Source organism: Geodermatophilus sp. SYSU D00700, from assembly GCF_054050255.1.
In genome coordinates this window covers 34,166-54,503 of record NZ_JBJGZA010000027.1, presented here as the reverse complement: position 1 = coordinate 54,503, position 20,338 = coordinate 34,166, and the positions used below count along the sequence as shown (strand labels likewise).

The 20,338-nt window shown below is 75.4% G+C and carries 20 protein-coding genes; 10 read left to right on the top strand and 10 right to left on the bottom strand.

Translation table 11 applies throughout. The annotated features are described in order from the left end of the window. Positions 1 to 17 precede the first annotated feature (17 nt). Together ACI79V_RS17605 and ACI79V_RS17600 are read right to left on the bottom strand one after the other, a co-directional pair. Positions 18 to 719, bottom strand: a complete 702-nt coding sequence (locus tag ACI79V_RS17605; protein WP_456891255.1) for an alpha/beta fold hydrolase — start codon at positions 717 to 719, stop codon at positions 18 to 20. Between the two features lie 22 nt (positions 720 to 741). Then, entirely contained in the window at positions 742 to 2,274 is a 1,533-nt protein-coding gene (locus tag ACI79V_RS17600; RefSeq protein ID WP_456891253.1) for a DUF349 domain-containing protein, read from the bottom strand. Positions 2,275 to 2,314: 40 nt separating this feature from the next. On the opposite strand from ACI79V_RS17600, the gene ACI79V_RS17595 reads away from it, so the two are divergent. Genes ACI79V_RS17595 through dapF form a run of 3 tightly spaced genes read left to right on the top strand, consistent with a single transcriptional unit; the run spans position 2,315 to position 4,811 of the window. Further along, on the top strand, positions 2,315 to 3,010 hold the full coding sequence (locus tag ACI79V_RS17595) for a hypothetical protein (protein ID WP_456891251.1): 696 nt from the start codon (positions 2,315 to 2,317) through the stop codon (positions 3,008 to 3,010). Continuing rightward, positions 3,007 to 3,927: a tRNA (adenosine(37)-N6)-dimethylallyltransferase MiaA gene (gene miaA / locus ACI79V_RS17590; RefSeq protein WP_456891249.1), complete on the top strand. Its 921-nt coding sequence runs from the start codon at positions 3,007 to 3,009 to the stop codon at positions 3,925 to 3,927. The genes ACI79V_RS17595 and miaA overlap by 4 nt, the downstream gene beginning before the upstream one ends. Beyond that, the gene (gene dapF, locus ACI79V_RS17585) at positions 3,924 to 4,811 is read left to right on the top strand and encodes a diaminopimelate epimerase (RefSeq protein ID WP_456891247.1); all 888 of its coding nucleotides are present in this window, start codon (positions 3,924 to 3,926) and stop codon (positions 4,809 to 4,811) included. The genes miaA and dapF overlap by 4 nt, the downstream gene beginning before the upstream one ends. Here the strand turns inward: dapF and ACI79V_RS17580 are convergent. Further along, positions 4,808 to 5,011 carry a hypothetical protein gene (locus ACI79V_RS17580; protein WP_456875957.1) on the bottom strand — a complete coding sequence of 68 codons (204 nt, stop codon included), beginning with the start codon at positions 5,009 to 5,011 and terminating at the stop codon, positions 4,808 to 4,810. The genes dapF and ACI79V_RS17580 overlap by 4 nt on opposite strands. A gap of 155 nt (positions 5,012 to 5,166) precedes the next feature. Here ACI79V_RS17580 and hflX point away from each other — a divergent pair, with 155 nt between their 5' ends. The 3 genes from hflX (at position 5,167) to ACI79V_RS17565 (ending at position 8,534) form a co-directional block, all read left to right on the top strand. Beyond that, positions 5,167 to 6,633, top strand: coding sequence for a GTPase HflX (gene hflX, locus ACI79V_RS17575; RefSeq protein ID WP_456891245.1), 1,467 nt, complete (start codon positions 5,167 to 5,169; stop codon positions 6,631 to 6,633). 112 nt (positions 6,634 to 6,745) lie between these two features. Then, positions 6,746 to 7,489: a phosphatase PAP2 family protein gene (locus tag ACI79V_RS17570; RefSeq protein WP_456891243.1), complete on the top strand. Its 744-nt coding sequence runs from the start codon at positions 6,746 to 6,748 to the stop codon at positions 7,487 to 7,489. Next, positions 7,461 to 8,534: a hypothetical protein gene (locus ACI79V_RS17565; protein ID WP_456891241.1), complete on the top strand. Its 1,074-nt coding sequence runs from the start codon at positions 7,461 to 7,463 to the stop codon at positions 8,532 to 8,534. Before ACI79V_RS17570 ends, ACI79V_RS17565 begins: the two co-directional genes overlap by 29 nt. A gap of 73 nt (positions 8,535 to 8,607) precedes the next feature. Here ACI79V_RS17565 and lexA read toward each other — a convergent pair whose 3' ends face one another. Beyond that, a complete protein-coding gene (gene lexA / locus ACI79V_RS17560; RefSeq protein ID WP_456891240.1) occupies positions 8,608 to 9,396 on the bottom strand; it encodes a transcriptional repressor LexA in 789 nt (262 codons plus the stop codon). Between the two features lie 273 nt (positions 9,397 to 9,669). Here lexA and ACI79V_RS17555 point away from each other — a divergent pair, with 273 nt between their 5' ends. The 4 genes from ACI79V_RS17555 to ACI79V_RS17540 all read left to right on the top strand — a co-directional run bounded on the left by ACI79V_RS17555 (position 9,670) and on the right by ACI79V_RS17540 (position 15,085). Beyond that, positions 9,670 to 10,332 (top strand): LysM peptidoglycan-binding domain-containing protein, encoded by a 663-nt coding sequence (locus ACI79V_RS17555; protein ID WP_456891238.1) that lies wholly within the window; start codon positions 9,670 to 9,672, stop codon positions 10,330 to 10,332. A gap of 112 nt (positions 10,333 to 10,444) precedes the next feature. Then, a complete protein-coding gene (locus ACI79V_RS17550; RefSeq protein ID WP_456891236.1) occupies positions 10,445 to 11,059 on the top strand; it encodes a hypothetical protein in 615 nt (204 codons plus the stop codon). 480 nt (positions 11,060 to 11,539) lie between these two features. Then, positions 11,540 to 12,088 (top strand): transcriptional regulator NrdR, encoded by a 549-nt coding sequence (gene nrdR / locus ACI79V_RS17545; RefSeq protein ID WP_456875964.1) that lies wholly within the window; start codon positions 11,540 to 11,542, stop codon positions 12,086 to 12,088. 120 nt (positions 12,089 to 12,208) lie between these two features. After that, on the top strand, positions 12,209 to 15,085 hold the full coding sequence (locus ACI79V_RS17540) for a vitamin B12-dependent ribonucleotide reductase (protein WP_456891234.1): 2,877 nt from the start codon (positions 12,209 to 12,211) through the stop codon (positions 15,083 to 15,085). Positions 15,086 to 15,181: 96 nt separating this feature from the next. Here the strand turns inward: ACI79V_RS17540 and ACI79V_RS17535 are convergent, their stop codons facing one another. The 6 genes from ACI79V_RS17535 to ACI79V_RS17510 all read right to left on the bottom strand — a co-directional run bounded on the left by ACI79V_RS17535 (position 15,182) and on the right by ACI79V_RS17510 (position 20,181). Further along, positions 15,182 to 15,487: a hypothetical protein gene (locus ACI79V_RS17535; protein ID WP_456891232.1), complete on the bottom strand. Its 306-nt coding sequence runs from the start codon at positions 15,485 to 15,487 to the stop codon at positions 15,182 to 15,184. 62 nt (positions 15,488 to 15,549) lie between these two features. After that, complete coding sequence (locus ACI79V_RS17530) at positions 15,550 to 15,717, bottom strand: hypothetical protein (protein WP_456875967.1); 168 nt, start codon at positions 15,715 to 15,717, stop codon at positions 15,550 to 15,552. A 157-nt stretch (positions 15,718 to 15,874) separates the two neighbouring features. After that, on the bottom strand, positions 15,875 to 16,336 hold the full coding sequence (locus ACI79V_RS17525) for a hypothetical protein (protein WP_456891230.1): 462 nt from the start codon (positions 16,334 to 16,336) through the stop codon (positions 15,875 to 15,877). A 163-nt stretch (positions 16,337 to 16,499) separates the two neighbouring features. Continuing rightward, the gene (locus ACI79V_RS17520) at positions 16,500 to 17,843 is read right to left on the bottom strand and encodes a cation:proton antiporter (RefSeq protein ID WP_456891227.1); all 1,344 of its coding nucleotides are present in this window, start codon (positions 17,841 to 17,843) and stop codon (positions 16,500 to 16,502) included. Positions 17,844 to 17,953: 110 nt separating this feature from the next. Next, positions 17,954 to 18,826 (bottom strand): alpha/beta fold hydrolase, encoded by an 873-nt coding sequence (locus ACI79V_RS17515; protein ID WP_456891225.1) that lies wholly within the window; start codon positions 18,824 to 18,826, stop codon positions 17,954 to 17,956. 2 nt (positions 18,827 to 18,828) lie between these two features. Then, positions 18,829 to 20,181, bottom strand: a complete 1,353-nt coding sequence (locus ACI79V_RS17510; protein WP_456891223.1) for a hypothetical protein — start codon at positions 20,179 to 20,181, stop codon at positions 18,829 to 18,831. Positions 20,182 to 20,338 lie beyond the last annotated feature (157 nt).

Sequence of the window (20,338 nt, the reverse complement as noted above, 5' to 3'; positions counted from 1 at the left end):
CCGCCACACGCCTCGCGTCAGGCGAGCTCGAGCAGCAGCTCGGCGAGCTCGCGCGGCCGGTTCTGCGCGACGAGGTGGGTCGTGGCGATCTCCCGGTAGTTCCAGGAGCCCGAGGCCCGGGCGCGGGCGGCGGCGGCGTCGAACGCCGCGTTCGTCACCGCGGCCGGCTCGACCGCGGTCGCCCGGACGTACGTGCGCCGGAACGGCCAGTCCTCCAGCGGCCGGGACATCCGCACCGGCTCGGTGAAGCAGGCGACCGGCTGCGGCGTCCGCCGAGGAGCGGAGAACGCCTCCTCCGCCGGGTCGTCGTAGGCCCGCGCCGGGCCCTCGACCAGCCAGGGAGTCCCCGGCCCGGCACCGGGGGCGGGCAGGCCGAGCAGCCCGTACACCGTGTCGCCGTCCGACGGGACGAACGCGTCCAGGTACACCAGTGACCGCACCCGGTCGCCCACCGTCTCCAGCGCCCCGGCCACCACCATGCCGCCGTAGGAGAACCCGAGCAGCACCACCTCGTCGAGGTCCTCGTAGAGGACCTGGTTCACCACGTCGGTGACGTGCGTGGTGAGGTCCACCTGCGCGCTCGCCAGGTGCACCCGCTCCCCCACGCCAGTCAGGGCCGGGGTGAACACCTCGTGCCCCGCCGCGGCGAGCAGGCGGCGCACGTGCCGGAACCCGTGGGCGCCGCCCCACGCCCCGTGCACGAGGACGAAGACCGCCACCGCCGCTCCCGCCCGGTGCGCGTCAGCGGCGGGAAGCGGACCGCTCCGCCTCGGCCAGCCACTCACGCCGGGTGGCCAGGTTCGCCCGGGCCTCCTCGATCCGGCGGGCGTCGCCGGCGGCCTCGGCCTTGGCCAGCTGCTCCTCGGCCTTGGTGACCGCCGCCCGCATCGAGGTGACCATCGGGTTCTCCGGGGCGGTGCGCACCCGGCCGGAGTCGGCGGCACCGCGGATCCGCTGCTCGACGGCCTGCATGCGGTCCTCCAGCGAGCGCATGGCCCCGCGCGGCACGTGGCCGATCGCGTCGTAGCGCTCCTGGATGCGCCGCAGCGCCGCCTGGGCGCCGCGCAGGTCGGTCGCGGGGTCGAGCTTCTCGGCCTCGGCGAGCAGCTCCTCCTTGGCCTGCTGGTTGGCCAGCTGCTCGGAGGAGCGGGCCTTGTCGGACTCGGCGCGGGCGGTGAAGAAGACGTCCTGGGCGGCGCGGAACTGCTTCCACAGGTCGTCGTCGCCGTCGCGGCCGGTGCGCGGCACGGCCTTCCAGCGGTCCATCAGCGAGCGCATGGCCGCGCTGGTCGGGCCCCACTCGGTGGACGTGGACAGCCGCTGCGCCTCGGCGATGAGCTCCTGCTTGGCCGCGCGGGCCTCGCCGCGCTGCACGTCGAGCGCCGCGAAGTGGGCGCCGCGCCGCCGGCCGAACGCGTCGCGGGCCGCGGCGAACCGCGACCACAGCGCCTCGTCGGTCTTGCGGTCGATGCCGCGGATGGTCTTCCACTCCTCGACGATCGCCTTGAGCCGGTCGCCGGCGGCCTTCCACGACGTCGACTCCGCGGCGATCTGCTCGGCCTCGGCGGCCAGCGCCTCCTTGCGGGCGACCTGCGCGGCGCGGGCGGCGGCCTTCTCGGCGCGGGACTCGGCGGCCGCGGTGTCGGCGGCCCCGATCATGGCGCGGGCCCGGGCGGCGAGGCCGTCGAGGTCGCCGACGGCGGTGGCGGTCGGGATGGAGTCGGCCAGGGCCTGCACCTTGGCCTTGATCTCCGCCGGGTTGCCGGTGTGCGCCCGCAGCCGCGCCTCGAGCAGCGACACCTCGGTGGCGAGGTCGTCGAAGCGGCGGGCGAAGTGCGCCAGGCCCGCGGCGGGGTCACCGGCCTGCCACGAGCCGACCGCGCGCTCGCCGTCGGCGGTGCGCACGTACACGGTGCCGTCCTCGTCGACCCGGCCCCAGCGCGAGGGGTCGGAGGTGGCGGCCACGGCCGGCTCGGGCGCGGTGGGGACGGGAGCGGCCCGCTCGGGGACGGCCGGGGTCTCCGGCGTCGCGGCCTCCTCGGTCTCCGGCGTCGCGGCCTCCTCGGTCTCCGGCGTCGCGGCCGCCGCCTCGGTCGCCGGAAGCTCGGCCGCCGCCTCGGTCGCGGGGCCGTCGGCCGTCGGGTCGGCCAGCGCGGCCGCCTCGGGGGTGGGCGCGGTGGGCGTCCCGGCCTCGGGGGTGACCGCGTCCGGGCCGGCCGTCTCGGGCGAGGGGACCTGCTGCGACCCGGTTCCGGGGTTCTCCGTGCTCGACACGCACCGCAGTGTCCCACGCCGCATCGGCGACACTGCTGCGGTGAGCAGCCCGCCCGCCGGACCGGTCTCGGTCGCCTTCTGCCCGTGCCCCCCGCTGCTGCTCCCGCAGGTAGCCGGCCGGGCCGCCGCCGACACCGCGGGCCTGCGCGCTGCCTGCGCGGACGCGGTCGACGCGGTCCTCGCCGCCCGCCCCGAGATGGTCGTCCTCGTCGCGCCGGACGCCGAGGGCCGCTACGGCCCCGGCGACGGCGGGGACCTGCGCGGCTACGGCGTCGACCTCGAGGTGCCGCTGTCCGGGCGGGTGCGCCCGGGCGGCCGGCGGACCCCGCTGGGCCTGACCGTCGGCGCCTGGCTGCTCGACGCCGCCGGGCACACCGGCGCCCGGGTCGGCGTCGGCCCGCGCGACCTCGCCGCGGTGGTGGCCGGGCTCGCCGGCCCGGTGGGCGTGCTGGCGATGGGCGACGGCTCGGCCCGCCGCAGCGTCAAGGCGCCCGGGCACCTCGACGCCGCCGCCGCCCCGTTCGACGCCGCCGTCGCCGCGGCCCTGGCAGCCGGGGGCGCCGCCGCGCTCGCCGCCCTGGACGCCGCCGAGGGCGAGCGGCTGCTGGCCGCCGGCGTCCCGGTCTGGCGGGCGGTGGGCGCGCTGCTGGCCGGCGGCGGTGTGGACGCGCGGCTGCTCGCCGACGAGGCGCCCTTCGGCGTCGGCTACCTGGTGGCCTCGTGGCAGGGCCGGTGACCCTCCCGCCCGTCCTCGCCGTGGTCGGGCCCACCGCCACCGGCAAGACCGCGCTGGCCGTCGAGCTCGCCCTGGCGCTGGGCGGCGAGGTGGTCAACGCCGACTCGATGCAGCTCTACCGCGGCATGGACATCGGCACGGCCAAGCCCGACGCGGCCGAACGGCGCGGCGTGCCCCACCACCTGCTCGACGTCTGGCCGGTGCGCCGGACCGCGTCGGTGGCCGAGTACGCACGGATGGCCCGCGCCGAGATCGACCGGCTGCGCGGGACCGGCGTGCTGCCGTTGCTGGTGGGCGGGTCGGGCCTGTACGTGCGGGCCGTCCTCGACGACCTCGACATCCCCGGCACCGACCCCGCCGTCCGGGCGCGGCTGCAGGCCGAGCTCGACGACCTCGGGCCGGCCGCGCTGCACGCCCGCCTGGCCGCGCTCGACCCCGCCGCGGCCGCCGCGGTCCTCCCGTCCAACGGACGGCGGATCGTGCGGGCGCTGGAGGTCGTCGAGCTCACCGGCGGGCCGTTCCGGGCCACGCTGCCCGAGCCGCGGCCGCACTACCCGGCGGTCGTGGTCGGCCTCGACCGGGAGCCCGCCGAGCTGGACCGGCGCGTGGCCGACCGCGTGGACCGCATGTGGGCCGCCGGGTTCGTCGCCGAGGTCGAGGCGCTGGCGGAGCAGGGGCTGCGCGAGGGCCCCACCGCCTCCCGCGCACTGGGCTACGCGCAGGTGCTGGCCCAGCTCGACGGCAGGCTCACCCCCGACGAGGCGCGGGAGCGCACGGTCGGCGCCACCCGCCGCTTCGTGCGGCGGCAGCGCTCCTGGTTCCGCCGCCACGCGACGACGACGTGGTTCGACGCCGGCCGGCCCGACCTCGCCGACGCCGTCGGCGCGCTGCTCGCCGGCCGTACGATCGGCCGGTGAGCGACCGGTTCCTCCTCGGGCACGGCACCGAGAACGACTTCGTCGTGCTGCCCGACCCCGACGGGGACCGCTGGCCCGAGGACCGTCTCGACGCCGCGCTGGTCCGCCGGCTGTGCGAGCGCCGCTCGGGCCTCGGCGGCGACGGCGTGCTGCGGGTGGTCCGCAGCGTGCACGTGCCCGACGCCCCCGCCGTCCTCGGCGAGCAGCTCGGCGCGTGCGAGTGGTTCATGGACCACCGCAACGCCGACGGTTCGCACGCGGAGATGTGCGGCAACGGCATCCGGCTGTTCCTGCACGCGCTGGTGACCGAGGGCCTGCTCGACCGCGCGGCCTGCGCCGAGGGGGTCCTCGTGGGCACCCGCGGCGGGCCGCGACGGGTCGGCGCGGGTCCCGACGGCACCTACTGGGTGGACATGGGCCCGGCGCGCCCGTTCGGCCGCGGCGAGGCGACCGTGGCCGGCCAGGTGTTCGCCGGCCAGGCGGTGTCGATGGGCAACCCGCACCTGGTCTGCCTGACCGACGCCGACCTCGACGCGCTCGACCTCACCGCGCAGCCCGGGTTCGACCCCGCGCTGTTCCCCGACGGCGTCAACGTCGAGTTCGTGCGGGTGCTCGCCGCCGACGTCGAGGGCGCCGACGCGCACGTACGGCTGCGGGTGCACGAGCGCGGGGTGGGGGAGACCCGCTCGTGCGGGACGGGCGCCTGCGCCACCGCCTACGCCGCGCTGGCCGCCGGGTCCGACGGGCCCCAGCGCGGCACGGTCGTCGTCGACGTCCCCGGCGGCCGGCTGACCGTCGACGTCACCCCCGAGACGACCGTGCTGCGCGGTCCCGCCGTCGTGGTGGCCACCGGCGAGCTGACCCGGGAGTGGCTCGCGAGCTAGGGGTTGTCCGGGGTGTCGGCGCGGGTCTCCGGCTCGTCGGTGGGCGCCTCGGGCTTGTCGCCGGGCCCGACGTTGCCGGTGCCACGCGGCGTGCCGGCCCCGGTGTCCTGGTCGGCGCCGCCGAAGAGGTTGCGCGGGACCTCGAGGCCGGCCGGGTCGCGGCCCGGGTCCTCGACGCCGGCGTCACTGCTGGTGCTCACGGGGTGCCCCTCTCGTCGGTGCTGCGGACGGTCCCGACCTACCCGGCTCCCGGCGGGATGCACCTGACCCGTTCCGGTGTTGCACCCGGTGTATGACGACTGCACAGACGACAACCCAGGTGACCACTGACGACGCGCGTGTCACGCTGGACGCGATGACGACCGCCCCCCGCAGCACCCCGATCGACGACCAGCAGGCCGTCGACCCCCGTCCCGCGCCGGCCGGCCAGTGGGACGACGACACCGACGACACCACCGGCTCCTACGACCTGGAGGCCCGCGGCGCGCTGCGCCGGGTGGCGGGCCTGTCCACCGAGCTCGCCGACATCAGCGAGGTCGAGTACCGGCAGCTGCGCCTCGAGCGCGTCGTGCTGGTCGGCGTGTGGACCGAGGGCACCCAGGCCGACGCCGACCGGTCGCTGGCCGAGCTGGCCGCGCTCGCCGAGACGGCGGGCTCGGAGGTGCTCGAGGCGGTGAGCCAGCGGCGGGACAAGCCCGACGCCGGCACCTACGTGGGCTCGGGCAAGGCCGGCGAGATCCGCGACATCGTGGCCGCGACCGGCGCCGACACCGTGATCTGCGACGGCGAGCTGACCCCCGGCCAGCTCAACGCGCTGGAGCGGATCCTCAAGGTCAAGGTGGTCGACCGGACCGCGCTGATCCTCGACATCTTCGCCCAGCACGCCACCAGCCGGGAGGGCAAGGCCCAGGTCGAGCTCGCGCAGATGCAGTACATGCTGCCGCGCCTGCGCGGCTGGGGTGAGTCGCTGTCCCGGCAGGCCGGTGGCCGCGTCGCCGGTGGTGGCGGCATCGGTACCCGCGGTCCCGGTGAGACGAAGATCGAGACCGACCGGCGGCGGATCCGGTCGCGGGTCAGCAGGCTGCGCCGCGAGATCGCCGGCATGGCCACCGCGCGGGCGACCCAGCGCTCGGCGCGCGGCCGCAACGCCGTCCCGAGCGTGGCGATCGCCGGCTACACCAACGCCGGCAAGTCCAGCCTGCTCAACCGGCTCACCGGTGCCGGCGTGCTGGTGGAGAACGCGTTGTTCGCCACCCTCGACCCGACGGTGCGCCGCGCGCAGTCGCCCGACGGCCGCGAGTACACCCTCACCGACACCGTCGGGTTCGTGCGGCACCTGCCGCACCAGCTCGTCGACGCCTTCCGCTCGACGCTGGAGGAGGTGGCCGGCGCCGACCTGCTGCTGCACGTCGTCGACGGCTCCGACCCCGACCCGCTCGGCCAGATCGACGCGGTGCACGTGGTGCTGCGCGAGATCGACGCCGCGGCGGTGCCCGAGCTGATCGTCGTCAACAAGGTCGACGCCATGACCGAGGACGACGTGCTGACCCTGCGCCGGGCGCTCCCCGGCGCGGTGTGGGTCTCGGCGCGGACCGGCGAGGGCATCGAGCGGCTCCGCGAGGTCGTCGCCGCCCGGCTGCCGCACCCGGACGTCGAGGTCGAGGTGCTCGTGCCCTACGACCGCGGCGACCTGGTGGCCCGCGTCCACCGCGACGGCGAGGTCTTGAGCGAGCAGCACGAGGCGGACGGCACCCGGCTGAGTGCGCGGGTCGACGGCGGCCTGGCCGCGGCGCTGGAGCGGTTCGCCGTCCCGGTCGGCTGACCGGCCGCGGCGCTCGCCCGCCCGGGTGACGGGCTGCCCGCCGGTCACCCGGGCGGCTCGCCGTCCCCCGCGGCGAGGTCACGGCCGGGTCACGGCCCGGTACCGTGGCCGCGTGACCAGCGGCGTGGTGCGTCGGGGGAGGGGAGCGCCGGCCGACGGCGACCCGTCGGCCCCCGTCCCCGCCGTCGTGACCCCAGGACGGCCGCCGTGGTGGCTGATGATCCTGTCGCTCGTGGTGACCGTGGGCGTCACCGTCGACCTGCTCAGCCGGGGTGTCCTGGAGCGGCTCGACCTCGAGGTCTCCGAGATCGTCAGCCAGTGGGGGCTGCGCGACTCCCCGGCCTACTGGCCGGTCTGGGCGGTCACCCAGATCGGCGGACGGGGCACGATCCTCGTCGTCCTGGCCGGCCTGGTCGGCTGGCTGTGCATCCGCCGGCGGACGCTGCTGCCCCTGGTGCGGGTGCTCGTCGCCCTCGCCCTGCTGACCGTCGTGGTCTACGCGTTCAAGTTCGGCACCGGTCGCACGGCGCCCGCCTATCCCGGCTCGTTCTTCCACCGCGACGGCGCCAGCTACCCCTCGGGGCACGTGGCCAACGCCGTGCTCATGTGGGGCGTGGCCCGCTGGCAGGCCGTCGAGTACCGGCTCGCGCCGCCGGTGCAGCGGACGCTGTGGTGGCTCAGCGTCGTCGGGCCGGTGGCCACCGGGATCGCCATGGTCTCGCTGGACTTCCACTGGGTCACCGACGCGGTCGTCGGGGCCTCGGTCGGGATCCTGCTGCTGGGCGTGGTGCACGCACTCGACGCAGTCGTGCTGTCACGCTGGGCGGGTGCCCGCGCCGGCCGTCCTCCCGCGTAGCGCGCGGGCGTGCGCCCCGCGCGCACCGGCCGCCGTCCTCGGGCTCGCGCTGGGGCTCGCCCCGGTCCTGCTGCCATCGGCCTCCGCGGCCGCCGAGGAGGCCACGCCCGCACGGCGCTGCCAGGTGACCGACCCCCGGCTCGCGGAGCTCTCCGGTCTCGTCGACGTCGGCGACCGGATGCTGGCCGTCGCCGACGGCGGTGAGCGGGTGACCGTCGCGGTCCTCGACCAGACCTGCCGGGTCGTCGACGAGACCGTCGCGCCGCTGGACCCCTACGACCCCGAGGACCTCGGCGTCGGACCCGACGGCACCGTGTGGCTGGCCGACACCGGGGACAACAACGCCACCCGGGAGACCGTCGCCCTCATCGCGCTGCGGCCCGACGGCGCCACGGCGCTGCACCGGCTCACCTATCCCGACGGCCCGCACGACGCCGAGGCACTGCTGGTCGCGCCCGACGGCACGCCGTACCTGGTCACCAAGGAGGTGCTCGGGGCCAGTCACGTCTACCGGCCGGCGGCACCGCTGGTCGACGGCGGCACGGTCGAGCTGGCCGACGTGGGCACCGTGGCCTTCACGCTCACCGGGACGCCGGGCGGCCCGGTGGGGCGTGCCGGCCAGTTGCTGGTGACCGGGGGCGCGGTCGCCCGCGACGGCAGCCGGATCGCGCTGCGGACCTACACCGACGCCTACGTCTGGCCGCTCGCCGGGTCCGACGTCCCGGCCGCGCTGGCGGGCGAGCCGGTGCGCATCGCGCTGCCCGAGGCGCCGCAGGGCGAGGCGGTGTCGTTCACCGCCGACGGCGCCGCGCTGCTCGTCGCCGGGGAGGGACCGCCCGGCGACGTCACGGTCGTGCCGATCCCGGCCGGGGCCGCCGCGTCGTCGTCACCGGCGGGGACCTCGACGGCGACCGCGCCCGCCGACGGCGGCACGGACATCCCCCCGGTCACCGCCGGGCTGGTGGCGGCCGCCGTCGCCACGGTGGCGGTGTGGATCGGCGGCCGCCTGCGCCGCCGGCGGGCGGCCGCGCCACCCACCGGCTGAACCCGCGACCCCGGGGCCTGGCTCCTGCCGCGCCGGTCGGCGGGAGCCGGGCCCGCGTGGGTCGGGCGGTGGGTCAGACGCGGCGCAGGACGGACACCACGCGGCCGAGGACGGTGGCCTCGTCACCCGGGATGGGCTCGTAGGCCGGGTTGTGCGGCAGCAGCCACACGTGCCCGTCGCGCCGCTTGTAGGTCTTGACCGTGGCCTCGCCATCGAGCATGGCGGCGACGATCTCGCCGTTCTCGGCGGTGGGCTGCTGGCGCACGACCACCCAGTCGCCGTCGCAGATCGCCGCGTCGACCATCGAGTCGCCGGCGACGCGGAGCATGAAGAGGGTGCCCTCGCCGACCAGCTCGCGCGGCAGCGGGAAGACGTCCTCGACGGCCTGCTCGGCCAGCACCGGGCCACCGGCGGCGATCCTGCCGACCAGCGGCACGTAGGTGGGCGCGGTGCTGCCGTCGGCGGCGGCCGGCGCGGCCGGTGCGCCCTCGGCGGCCGTGTCCCCGGGCAGCCGCACGTCGAGTGCGCGCGGGCGGTTGGGGTCGCGCCGCAGCCATCCCTTCTTCTGCAGCACCGAGAGCTGGTGGGCGACCGACGACGCCGAGGACAGGCCCACCGCCTCGCCGATCTCCCGGACCGAGGGCGGGTAACCGCGGCGGTCGATCGAGTCGCGGATGACCTCGAGGACCCGGCGCTGCCGCTGGCTCAGCCCGTCGCCGGCGTCGCCCCGATCGGGGAACGACCGCACCGCGGCGGTCTGCCCCCCGGCGCCGTCGGCAGCGGTGTCCGTCCCCCGCCGGCCTCCTCGCCGGGTGGCCGTGCCCCCGCGCGTGCCCTGGCCGGTGCCGCTCGTGCCCGCCACGTCTCCTCCTCGCCGGCCGTGTCGCCACGGCCCTCGTGTCCCGCCCGCCACCCGGAGGACCCGGCCCCCGGACGCCGGGAGGTGCCGGCGTCCGGGGGAACGGGCGGACGGCTGCTGATCGGACCGTAGCGCCTCGGGCCCGGTACTTCAAACGTGTGTTCGAAACCCGTCGGAGGTGTCGGGTCGACCCCGTCGGTCCCATGCGGTAGACATCGCACAGACGTTCGATCGAACGCGTGTTCGACGGCGGTGGGGTGACGAGGAGGAGTGGTCATGGGCAGCGTGCACCAGGCGGTTCTGGAGTTCGACGCGGCGGTCCGGGTCCCCTGGCGGCCGCTGCTGGCGGAGGGGGCCGCGCGCGGGACCGCGGCCCCGCGCCGGCAGGCACCTCCCCCGGCTCCGCGTCGCCCGGCCCAGGGCACTCCGGCGTCGCCGCGGGCGGCCCTGCCGGGCTCGGGTCCGCGGATCACCGGGCACCTGCGGCCGGTGCCCGACCGCCCGGCCGCGGCGCCCGTCCGCGCCACCGGTCCCGCCGCGGGGCCGGCCGCCGAGGCGCCCCGCACCCGCCGGGCACCGGCGCGGCCGGGGGGCCGGCCGGTGCGCTGCGAGCCGGCCCGGGCCGGCCGCGGTCCGGCGGCGCCGGCCCCCGGGCCCGTGCGGCTGACCCGCCGCGGGCGCCGCCTGGTGGCCGTGCTGGTCCTCGCCGCGGGCGTCGGCGGCGCGGTCCTGGGGCGGGAGGTGCTCGCTCCCGAGCAGGGCCTGCGGCTCGCCGGGGAGAGCAGTGTCGTCGTGCAGCCGGGTGACACCGTGTGGTCGATCGCCGGCGAGGTCGCCGGCCCGGAGCAGGACGTGCGGGTCGTCGTCGACGCGATCGAGGAGCTCAACGACCTCGACGACTCGGCGGTGGTCGCCGGTCAGGTGCTGCGCCTGCCGTGACCGGGACGGGAGCACTCCTCGGACAAGTGACGAGACCGCCCCGCCCGGTTCGTCAACCATCGGTGTCCGGTCGCTCACGCATTCGGCTTGAACGAACACATACGGTGAGGACGTGTCAGCAGCCGTGAACAGCAGGGCAGCGGTGTCGTTCGGGTCGCCGCAGGACGTCGAGGTGCTCGTGGACGGCGCCTGGGTCGCGGGCGCGATGCTCGGCTGGCGGCACGACGAGACCGGCGCGTGCGAGGTCTGGGTGCGACTGCGCACCGAGGTCCCGGGCGTCGTCGAGGGCGCCGGGACCTGGGTCGATCTGGCCGCCGTCCGGCTGCCGGAGCGCCGGCTCACGCTGGCGCCGGCGGTCGCCACGGCGGTCGCTGCCACGGCCGCGATGTCCGTCGTCCGCCCGGTCGGCGTGCCGGCTGCTGACCGCCCGCGCCGTTCCCGCCGGCACTGTGCCGACGTGACCGCCGAGCAGCCCGCCGTCGGCGTGGCCGGGCCCGGCCGGCACCGGGCTCCCTCCGCGGCCGGCGCCGGCCGGCACCGCGCGGTCACCGCCGAGATGCCGGCCGTCGCCGGGTCCGCCGGGGCACCCGTCGCGGTGTCCGTGGGCACCTCTGGCGCCACCCTCGTTCCCGACGCGGAGCCCGACCTGCTCACCCGGCCGATCCGTCTGGGCGACCTGGTGCCGAACCCGCGCGGCAGGCGTCCCGCGGTGCGCCCGTCGGTCTGAGCGACCCCTCTCGGGCGTCCCGCGCCCTCCCGGACCCGCCGGCGGCGTCCCCGGCCGTGCCGGGCACCGCGCGGTGGCGGCGGTCCTGGTCGTGGCCGGCGTGTACACCCGGCAGCCGTGTCCCGCGCGCGGACGCGCGGGCGCCGCGGCGTGTCGTGTGACGGGTGGGAGAGGTGGTCGCGCCTGGTCACCGCGAGGTCACGACCGCATCTCGGGGGAAGAGACACGCCCGGCGTCGGCTTGCAGATGTTGTGGAGCCAGGCCTACTGTCCCCCTACATCTAGTGGTCACGACGGAGGGAGTCCTCCACAGGGCCGTCCTCAGGTCATCCCCGGGGTGTCCACCGGATGTCCCCAGAGGGGTCCACAGCAGAGGGCGGCGAGGCGTGGTGGCCGGTGGCATCCGGCCGTCCGCCGGCACGTCCCACCCGGCGCCGGGGAGACCGGTACCGAGCTCGTCCGCAGAGGGAGGTGAACCGCAGTGCGCTGCCCCTTCTGCCACAACCCCGACAGCCGGGTGATCGACTCGCGCGAGGCCGACGAGGGTGCCACCACCCGTCGCCGTCGTTCCTGTCCCGCCTGCGGCCGCCGGTTCACCACGGTGGAGGAGGCCGTCCTCGCCGTCGTCAAGCGCAGCGGGGTCAGCGAGCCGTTCAACCGCTCGAAGGTCGTCGCGGGCGTGCGCCGGGCCTGCCAGGGCCGGCCGGTCGACGAGGACCAGCTCCAGCAGCTCGCCCAGCAGGTGGAGGACGCCATCCGCGCCAGCGGGGTGGCCGAGGTGCCCAGCCACGAGGTGGGCCTGGCGATCCTGCGGCCGCTGCGGGAGCTCGACGAGGTCGCGTACCTGCGCTTCGCCAGCGTCTACCGCGCCTTCAGCTCGGTCGAGGACTTCGAGAAGGAGATCACCGAGCTGCGCGCGCGGCACCACACCGGGGGCACGCCACCGCTGCCCGGCATGCAGCTCGACCCGCCGCCGCGCCGTCGTGGCGGGCGCGGCCAGGCCGGCACCAGCGGCGCTGCCACCCCCTGACCACCGGCCGGCAGCGTCGCCGGACCGTCCAGCACCACCTCAGAAACCGTCAGCACCAACCGCTAGGAACAGGGTGGCTCTCTTCCCCAGCCGCCTGGACCACTCACCGAGGGAGAGCTCGTGACCGAGATCGAGGACCGTCCGGCAGGCCGCACGCGTCGTGCCCCTAAGGCGCCGACCCGGGGGAAGGGCCTGAAGGTCAAGCGCGTCTACACGACCGCCGGCGTCCACCCCTACGACGAGGTGGCCTGGGAGCGCCGCGACGTCGTCATGACCAACTGGCGTGACGGCTCGGTCAACTTCGAGCAGCGCGGTGTCGAGTTCCCCGCCGAGTGGAGCATCAACGCCACCAACATCGTCACGACCAAGTACTTCCGTGGCGCCGTGGGCACCCCGCAGCGGGAGACCAGCCTGCGCCAGCTCATCGACCGGGTCGTCCTGACCTACGGCGCCGCCGGCCGTGAGCACGGCTACTTCGCCACCGAGGGCGACGCCGAGGTCTTCGAGCACGAGCTGACGTGGATGCTGCTGCACCAGGTGTTCAGCTTCAACAGCCCCGTGTGGTTCAACGTCGGCACCAGCGCCCCGCAGCAGGTCAGCGCCTGCTTCATCCTCGCCGTCGACGACACGATGGACTCGATCCTCAACTGGTACCGCGAGGAGGGGCTGATCTTCAAGGGCGGCTCCGGCGCCGGTCTGAACCTCTCGCGCATCCGCTCGTCCAGGGAGCTGCTCTCCTCCGGCGGCACCGCCTCGGGTCCGGTCAGCTTCATGCGCGGCGCCGACGCCTCCGCCGGGACGATCAAGTCCGGCGGCGCGACCCGGCGCGCGGCCAAGATGGTCGTCCTCGACATCGACCACCCCGACATCGAGGAGTTCATCGAGACCAAGGCGCGCGAGGAGGACAAGATCCGCGCGCTGCGCGACGCCGGGTACGACATGGACCTCGGCGGCAAGGACATCACCAGCGTCCAGTACCAGAACGCGAACAACTCGGTCCGCGTCTCCGACGAGTTCATGCGCGCGGTCGAGGACGGCACCGGCTTCGGCCTGCGTGCCCGCCTCGACGGCTCGGTGATCGAGACCGTCGACGCCAAGGACCTGTTCCGCAAGGTCACCCAGGCCGCGTGGGAGTGCGCCGACCCCGGCATCCAGTACGACGACACGATCAACGACTGGCACACCAACCCCGAGACGGGTCGGATCAACGCGTCCAACCCCTGCTCGGAGTACATGAGCCTGGACAACAGCTCGTGCAACCTGGCGTCGCTGAACCTCATGAAGTTCCTGAAGGACGACGGGACCTTCGACGCCCGCACGTTCGTCAAGGCCGTCGAACTGGTCATCACGGCGATGGACATCTCCATCTGCTTCGCCGACTTCCCGACCGAGCCGATCGGTGAGACCACCCGGGCCTACCGGCAGCTGGGCGTCGGCTACGCCAACCTGGGCGCGCTGCTCATGGCCACCGGCCACGCCTACGACTCGCGCGGCGGCCAGACCCTCGCCGCGGCGATCACCTCGCTGATGACCGGCACCGCCTACCGGCGCTCGGCCGAGCTGGCGGGCATCGTCGGCGCCTACGAGGGCTTCGCCCGCAACGCCGACGCCCACGCCCGGGTCATGCGCAAGCACGCCGCGGCCAACGACGCCATCCGCCCGGTCGGCGCCGATGACGCCGACGTGCTCCGCGCGGCCACCGCCCAGTGGCAGGAGTGCCTGGACCTCGGTGCCGAGAACGGCTGGCGCAACGCCCAGGCCTCGGTGCTCGCCCCCACCGGCACCATCGGCTTCATGATGGACTGCGACACGACCGGCATCGAGCCGGACTTCTCGCTGGTCAAGTACAAGAAGCTGGTCGGCGGCGGGTCCATGCAGATCGTCAACCAGACGGTCCCGCGGGCGCTCAAGAGCCTCGGCTACCAGGACGAGCAGGTCGAGGCGATCGTCGAGTACATCGCCGAGCACGGCCACGTCGTCGACGCCCCGAGCCTGCGCCCGGAGCACTACGAGGTCTTCGACTGCGCGATGGGCGAGCGGGCCATCTCCCCGATGGGCCACGTGCGGATGATGGCCGCGGTGCAGCCGTTCATCTCCGGTGCCATCAGCAAGACGGTCAACATGCCGGAGACGGCGACCGTCGAGGACGTCGAGAACATCTACTTCCAGGGCTGGAAACTCGGCCTCAAGGCGCTGGCGATCTACCGCGACAACTGCAAGGTCGGCCAGCCGCTCTCCGACGCCAAGGCCAAGAAGACCACGGCCGATGGTGGGGCCAAGGCGGAGGTGGAGGCGGCTCCGGTCGCCGCGACGTCGCACCCGGTCCGCCGCCGCCTGCCCAAGAAGCGGCAGAGCATGACGACGTCGTTCAGCGTCGCCGGCGCCGAGGGCTACATGACCGCCGGGATGTACGAGGACGGCAGCCTCGGCGAGGTGTTCCTCAAGCTCGGCAAGCAGGGCTCGACCCTGGCCGGTGTCATGGACGCCTTCTCGATCGGCATCTCGATCGCGCTGCAGCACGGTGTGCCGCTGGAGACCTACATCCAGAAGTTCACCAACATGCGGTTCGAGCCGGCCGGCATGACCGACGACCCGGACATCCGGATCGCCCAGTCGGTGATGGACTACATCTTCCGCCGCCTGGCCCTCGACCACCTGCCGGTCGAGACCCGCGCCACCCTCGGCATCTTCACCGCCGAGGAGCGGGCGGCGCAGGTGTCGGGCAGCTACGGCGGCTCGGCCTCGACGGCGGAGGTCGTCGAGGAGGAGGTCGACGTCGAGGCGCTGCGCGGCTCGGTGCCGACCGAGGCGCCGGCCAAGCCCGAGCCCGCCGCGGACAAGCCGGTCAAGGAGGCCCACTCCTCGGCCGAGCTGCTCGAGCTGGTCACCGGCAACGTCACCGACGCGCCGCTGTGCATGACCTGCGGCACGAAGATGCGCCCGGCCGGCAGCTGCTACGTCTGCGAGGGCTGCGGCTCCACCAGCGGCTGCAGCTGACCCTGACCGGTCAGGGACGTCCCTGACCACCGAGGTCGTCACCGGCCCGGTCCCCTGCAGGGGGCCGGGCCGGTGACGTCTCGCGGGGGCGACGCGTCAGGGCAGCCGCGCGAGCAGTGCCCGGGCGAACGCCTCGGCGGCCGGGTCGACCGGCCCGTGCGTCGCCGCGGCGCGCAGCCAGCCCGCCAGCGGCGCGGCCAGCTCGGGGGAGAGGGCCGCGATCCACGCACCGGTCCCGGCCCGTGCCTCGGCCACGTGCTCGGTGCCGCCGTCGGGGGAGTGCGCGACCACCTCGGGACGGGTCGCCAGCAGTCCGCCGGTGCGCCAGTCGCCGGGGGTCGTCCGGGCGGCGAGCGCGTCCAGCCGGTCGGCCGTCGTCCGCAGCAGCTGCTCGGGGTCCACCGCGCGATCGTGCCCGACCCGCGGTCGGGCCGAGGAGGTCCCGCCGAGCGCGGTGCCCGCCCTCAGGCCGGGGCCGCCGCCGTCGGTGCGATCGCGGCCGTGAGGCTCAGCCGCAGGTCGAGCAACGCGTCGAGCGCGTCCTGGGCCGCCTGGCACAGGCCGAAGGCGCGGCCGCTCGGGGCGCTCTGGAAGTCGTCGCGGGCGGTGCCGAGTTCTCGGTAGGCGGCCACGATGCGACGGTCGACGTCGGGAACGGGGGGACGAGAGGGCGACACGTCGCCTCCAGCGGATCGGCGGCGCCGGGAGTGGATGCCCGGTCGTCACGGGTCCCTCTACCCACCGCGGGGCGGGCGCACGCGCGCTCCGGCGACACCGGTCGTCCGCGGGTCAGTCGATCCCGCACTCCTCGCGCAGGTAGGTGTCGACGTTCTCGCTCGCGGTGTCCAGCCCGCTGCCGGCGTCCTCGAGCGCGGCGACCGAGTCCTGGTCGGTGAGGTCGAGGTCGGCCATCGCGTCGGCCATCCGGTCCAGGCCGGCCTGCATGGCCTCCCAGTCGTCAGCGATCGCTTCCGGTGCGCTCATGGCGCGCATCTCGTCCCCGAGCCGGCGGAACACCTCGGGGACCGAGGCGTCGCCCTCGGCCTCCGCGAGGGCGTCCTCCACCCGCTGGTCGAGGTCGGCGGCCTGGGCGCAGAAGTCGTCCCCGGCCGCCGAGTCCTCCGCGGGGGAGTCGGTCGCCGGGGTGTCGGCGGCCGACCCGCCGCCGTCGCCGGAGCCCTCGTCGCCGGAGCACGCGGCGAGCAGGACGACGCCGAGGAGGGTGACCACCCCGGCTCGGACGGAACGCATCTGCTGGCGCATGGACCGACCCTCCCGCCGCCGCGGCGGCGCGGGCAGAGGCGAAGGACCGTCGCCGGCGGCGGGCCCGGACGGACCACCGGCCCGGTCCCTCGTCGAGGGGCCGGGCCGGTGGCCGTGCGAGCGGGGACCGCGGCGGAGCGGCGCGGCCGGGTCAGCCGACCTCGACGGCCCGGGCGGTCGGCTGCTGCTCCGGGCGGCCCAGGTACCGGTCGACGAGGGGACCGGTCATGCCGGTGGTGATCAGCGCCATGACCACCGCGCCGGCCTGCAACTGGGGGCTGATGACCCCGGCGTTGAGCGCCACCAGGGCGACGACGAGCACCATCAGGCCGCGGCAGTTCATCAGGATGCCCAGCGCGTTGCTCTCGGCCCAGGTGAGCCCACCGAGCCGCCCGCTGACCAGGCCGCCGCCCCACTTGCCGATGATCGCCACGACCACGAACAGCGCGATGCCGGGCACCACGGCCCAGGTCAGCGTGGTGAAGTCGGTGCGCAGCCCGCTGTAGGCCAGGAAGATCGGCAGCAGGAACACGATCGCCACGTCGGAGAGCCGCGAGGTCAGCGCCGTGGTGAGGACGGCGTGCCGCGGCACGACCAGGCCGGCGACGAAGCCACCGACGAGCGCGTGGATGCCGATCCGGTCGGCGGCGTACGCGGCCAGCACGACCATGCCCATGACGACGGCGAACTGGGTGCCGGTGAGCGGGTCGCCGGCCTCGCCACCACGGAACAGCCGCGCTAGAGCCGGCCGCACGACCAGCCACATCACCGCGAGGAAGACGAGCGTCCCGGTCAGCCGCCACAGGTGCGAGGACGCCGGCTCCCCGGTGGCCACGCCGCGGGCGACGCCCACCGTGAGGAACATGAGGATGGTGACCAGCGCCGCCGCCGCGATGCCGACGATGCCGAGCGGCGAGGTCGCCAGCCCCTTCTCCTGGAGGATGCGCGCGGCCACCGGGAACGCGGTCACCGCCAGCATCGCGCCCACCATGAGGGTGAAGCCGATCCGGGACGGGTCGCCGACGCCGGTGAACCGGTCGGTGAAGAGGACCGGCGCGATGAGGAACCCCAGCGCGACCGGGATGGCCACGACCCCGACGGCCACGGTGACGATGCCGGCGGCCCGGCCGCGCAGGCGGTCGGTGTCGAGCTCGAGCCCGACCAGGAACATGAACAGGACCAGGGCGATCGTGCCGAGCAGGGCCAGCCCGCTCTGCGCCTGGGCCGGGAACAGGCACGAGCTGATGCTCGGCGCCACCCCCTCCGGGAGGGACCGGTCGCAGGCCAGGAACGACGGCGCGTCGTCCCAGACGAACGTCGTGGCGCCCAGCAGGGAGGGGCCGAGGAGGACGCCCGCGACGATCTCGCCGACGACACGGGGCTGGCCGACGCGCAGGGCGAGCGCGCCGACGAGACGGGCGGCGATCAGGATGATCGCGATGTCCAGCAGGACGAAGGCGATCACCTGGTCCCCGGGCAGGGACGGTGCGGGCATGGGGGTCTCCGGAGGTGGGGGCTGAGCGGCGGCACATGGTGGCGCAGCCCCCCGGTCCCCGTCACCGGTTCCGTGCGCGGCACTTTCACGCCTGTGGAAACCGGAGCTGCTCAGCCCTGCGCCGTCGTCGAGGCAGCCGCCCCCGGCTGCGCCTGCTGCCGGCGGGGGAGCGGCACCGGCCCGGCCTCGACCTCCTGCCAGAAGGCGTCGACCCGGGCGTTCCAGCGCTCGGGCACCTCCTGGAACGGCTGGTGCGACTCGGTCTCCCACACCTCGAAGCGGGCGCCGGGGATGGCGTCGGCCACCACCCGGCCCAGCGCCGGACGCGCACCGGGGTCGACGCCGCCGGCGAGGACCAGCGTCGGCACCGCGATCTGCGGGAGCCGGGCGGTCGTGTCGTGGTCGGGCAGCGGGTCGAGGTAGCGCTGCAGGTCCCGCGCCGACTGCTTGTGCGGGAACGCCAGCGCGTCGTCGACCAGCGCGGCGACCGTGCCGTCCGCGTACGCCCGGGGTGTGTAGATGTCGAGGAAGAACCCCTCGAGGAACGCCCGCTCGCTCGGGGCGGCCTCGACCAGCCACTGCACGAAGCGCACCCAGGACCGGTAGTAGGGGTCCATCGCGGCCCAGGTGCTCTGCAGGACGAGGCTGCGCACCCGGTGGGGGTGGCGCAGCGCGAGCTCCTGGACGGCGATGCTGCCGCCGGAGTAGCCCACCACGTGCGCGGCGGCGATCCCGAGCCCGTCCAGCACCGCGGCGGCGTCGTCCGCCATCGCCTCGATGGTGACCGGCTCGTCCGGCATCGCGGTGCGGCCGGCGCCCCGGTTGTCGAAGGCCGTCAGCCGGTAGCGGCCGGCCAGCCTGTCGAGCTGCGCCTGCCACGCCTCGACGGTGTCCCCGGCGCCGCAGACGAGCAGGACGTCGGGTCCCGCGCCGGCCTGCTCGGTCCAGATGTCCAGGCCGTTGCCGGCCACGTACCCGCCCACGGTCAGCCCTCCTCGGCGTGCCACCGGTCCATGTGCTCGGCGTGCGTGCGCAGGTACGCGTTCGCGGTGAAGAACCGGTCGTAGAACTCCAGGTCCAGGTGGTGGGCCTGCAGGTAGTTGAGGATGAACAGGGTCGGCACCGTCCCCGGGAACTTGCCGAACGTGTCGAACACGTACTGCGCCTGCAGGGCGATCAGCGCCCGGAAGCGCTCGTCGTGCACCTGCGCGCTCCCGCGGAAGCCGGGGCTGTCGGTCCACGCGCCCGGGGTGTCGCGGTGGAACGGCCCGCCCGGGCCGAACTTGCGCACCACGAACGCGTCGACCGCGGCGGCCATGTCGGCGTGGTGCGGCGGGCAGAACGCCTCGAACACCCCGGGCAGGCCGGTCGGGTTCGGCGTCGACCAGCGCTCGTCCTCGTCGTAGCGGAACCCCAGCCCCGGGACCTCGGGGTTCCCCGACGCGCCGAGCACGGTGAACCGGTCGATCCCGTCGAACATCCAGCCGCCGAGGCCCATCGCCTGCAGCACGAGCGCGCCCGCGTAGCAGCTCGTCGCCAGCTCCGCGGTCGCCTCGGTCAGGGCGTACTGCTCGACGAAGGTCAGCGGCAGGGGCTCCTCGACGTCGACCAGGTCGGCGAAGGCCTCGACGCCCGGGATCCGGCGGCGGTGGACGTCGTCGCTGACGCTGTACCCGTTCTGTGCGAGGAAACAGAGGATCGCGATCATGTGCTGGGCGATGTCGGCCACCGGGATGACCAGCAGCGATCCCGGCACGTTGACGCACCAGGTGTTGTGGCCCTCCATGTAGGGCTCCTCGGCCGGCAGGTGGAGCCGGCGGTCGGAGAGCCGCCGCACCCGGTCGCGGTGCCGCTCGACCATCAGCCGCGGCGTGACCTCCTCGGTGGCGGGGTCGACCAGCGCTCCCGCGTCCCGGGTCGGGAAGAACCAGACGCCGGAGTCGTCGGTGAAGAACAGCTCCGCGGTGTGGAAGCCGGCCGCCGACGGGAAGGTCCGCCCGGCCGCTCCTCCGGCGTAGTTCGCGGCGTGCGGCGCGTACCGGGCGTTGCGGGTGATCGAGTAGTGCCAGCCCGTCGTGCCGCCCGCCGCGCTGACGACCAGCATCCGCTCGAGGTCGGTGAGCGGGACCGGGTCGTGCCGGGACCGGTATGCGAGCGGGCCGTCCGGGATCTCGTCGCCCAGCGCGAAACGCCGGGAGCGCCGCCCGTAGAGCGCCTCCAGCAGCGGGAAGGCGGCGAGGTCGGCCAGCGGGTCGGACCGCGGCGGCGCCTCCTCGGACCTGCGGGCGGACGGGATCCCCCCGGCCGGGGTGGTCGTCGGTCGCTGCGTGGTGCTCATCGCGTTCGTCCTCGCTGTGCTCGGCCCCCGCGCGGGGCGAGGCTCCCGCCGGCGGGCACCCGGGTCAACGGAGACCGCCGCGTCCGCCCGGCGACCGCCGGGCACGTCCGGGAGGGGCGATAGCGGGACGTGATCGGCTTCGGTATTGGCCTCCCGC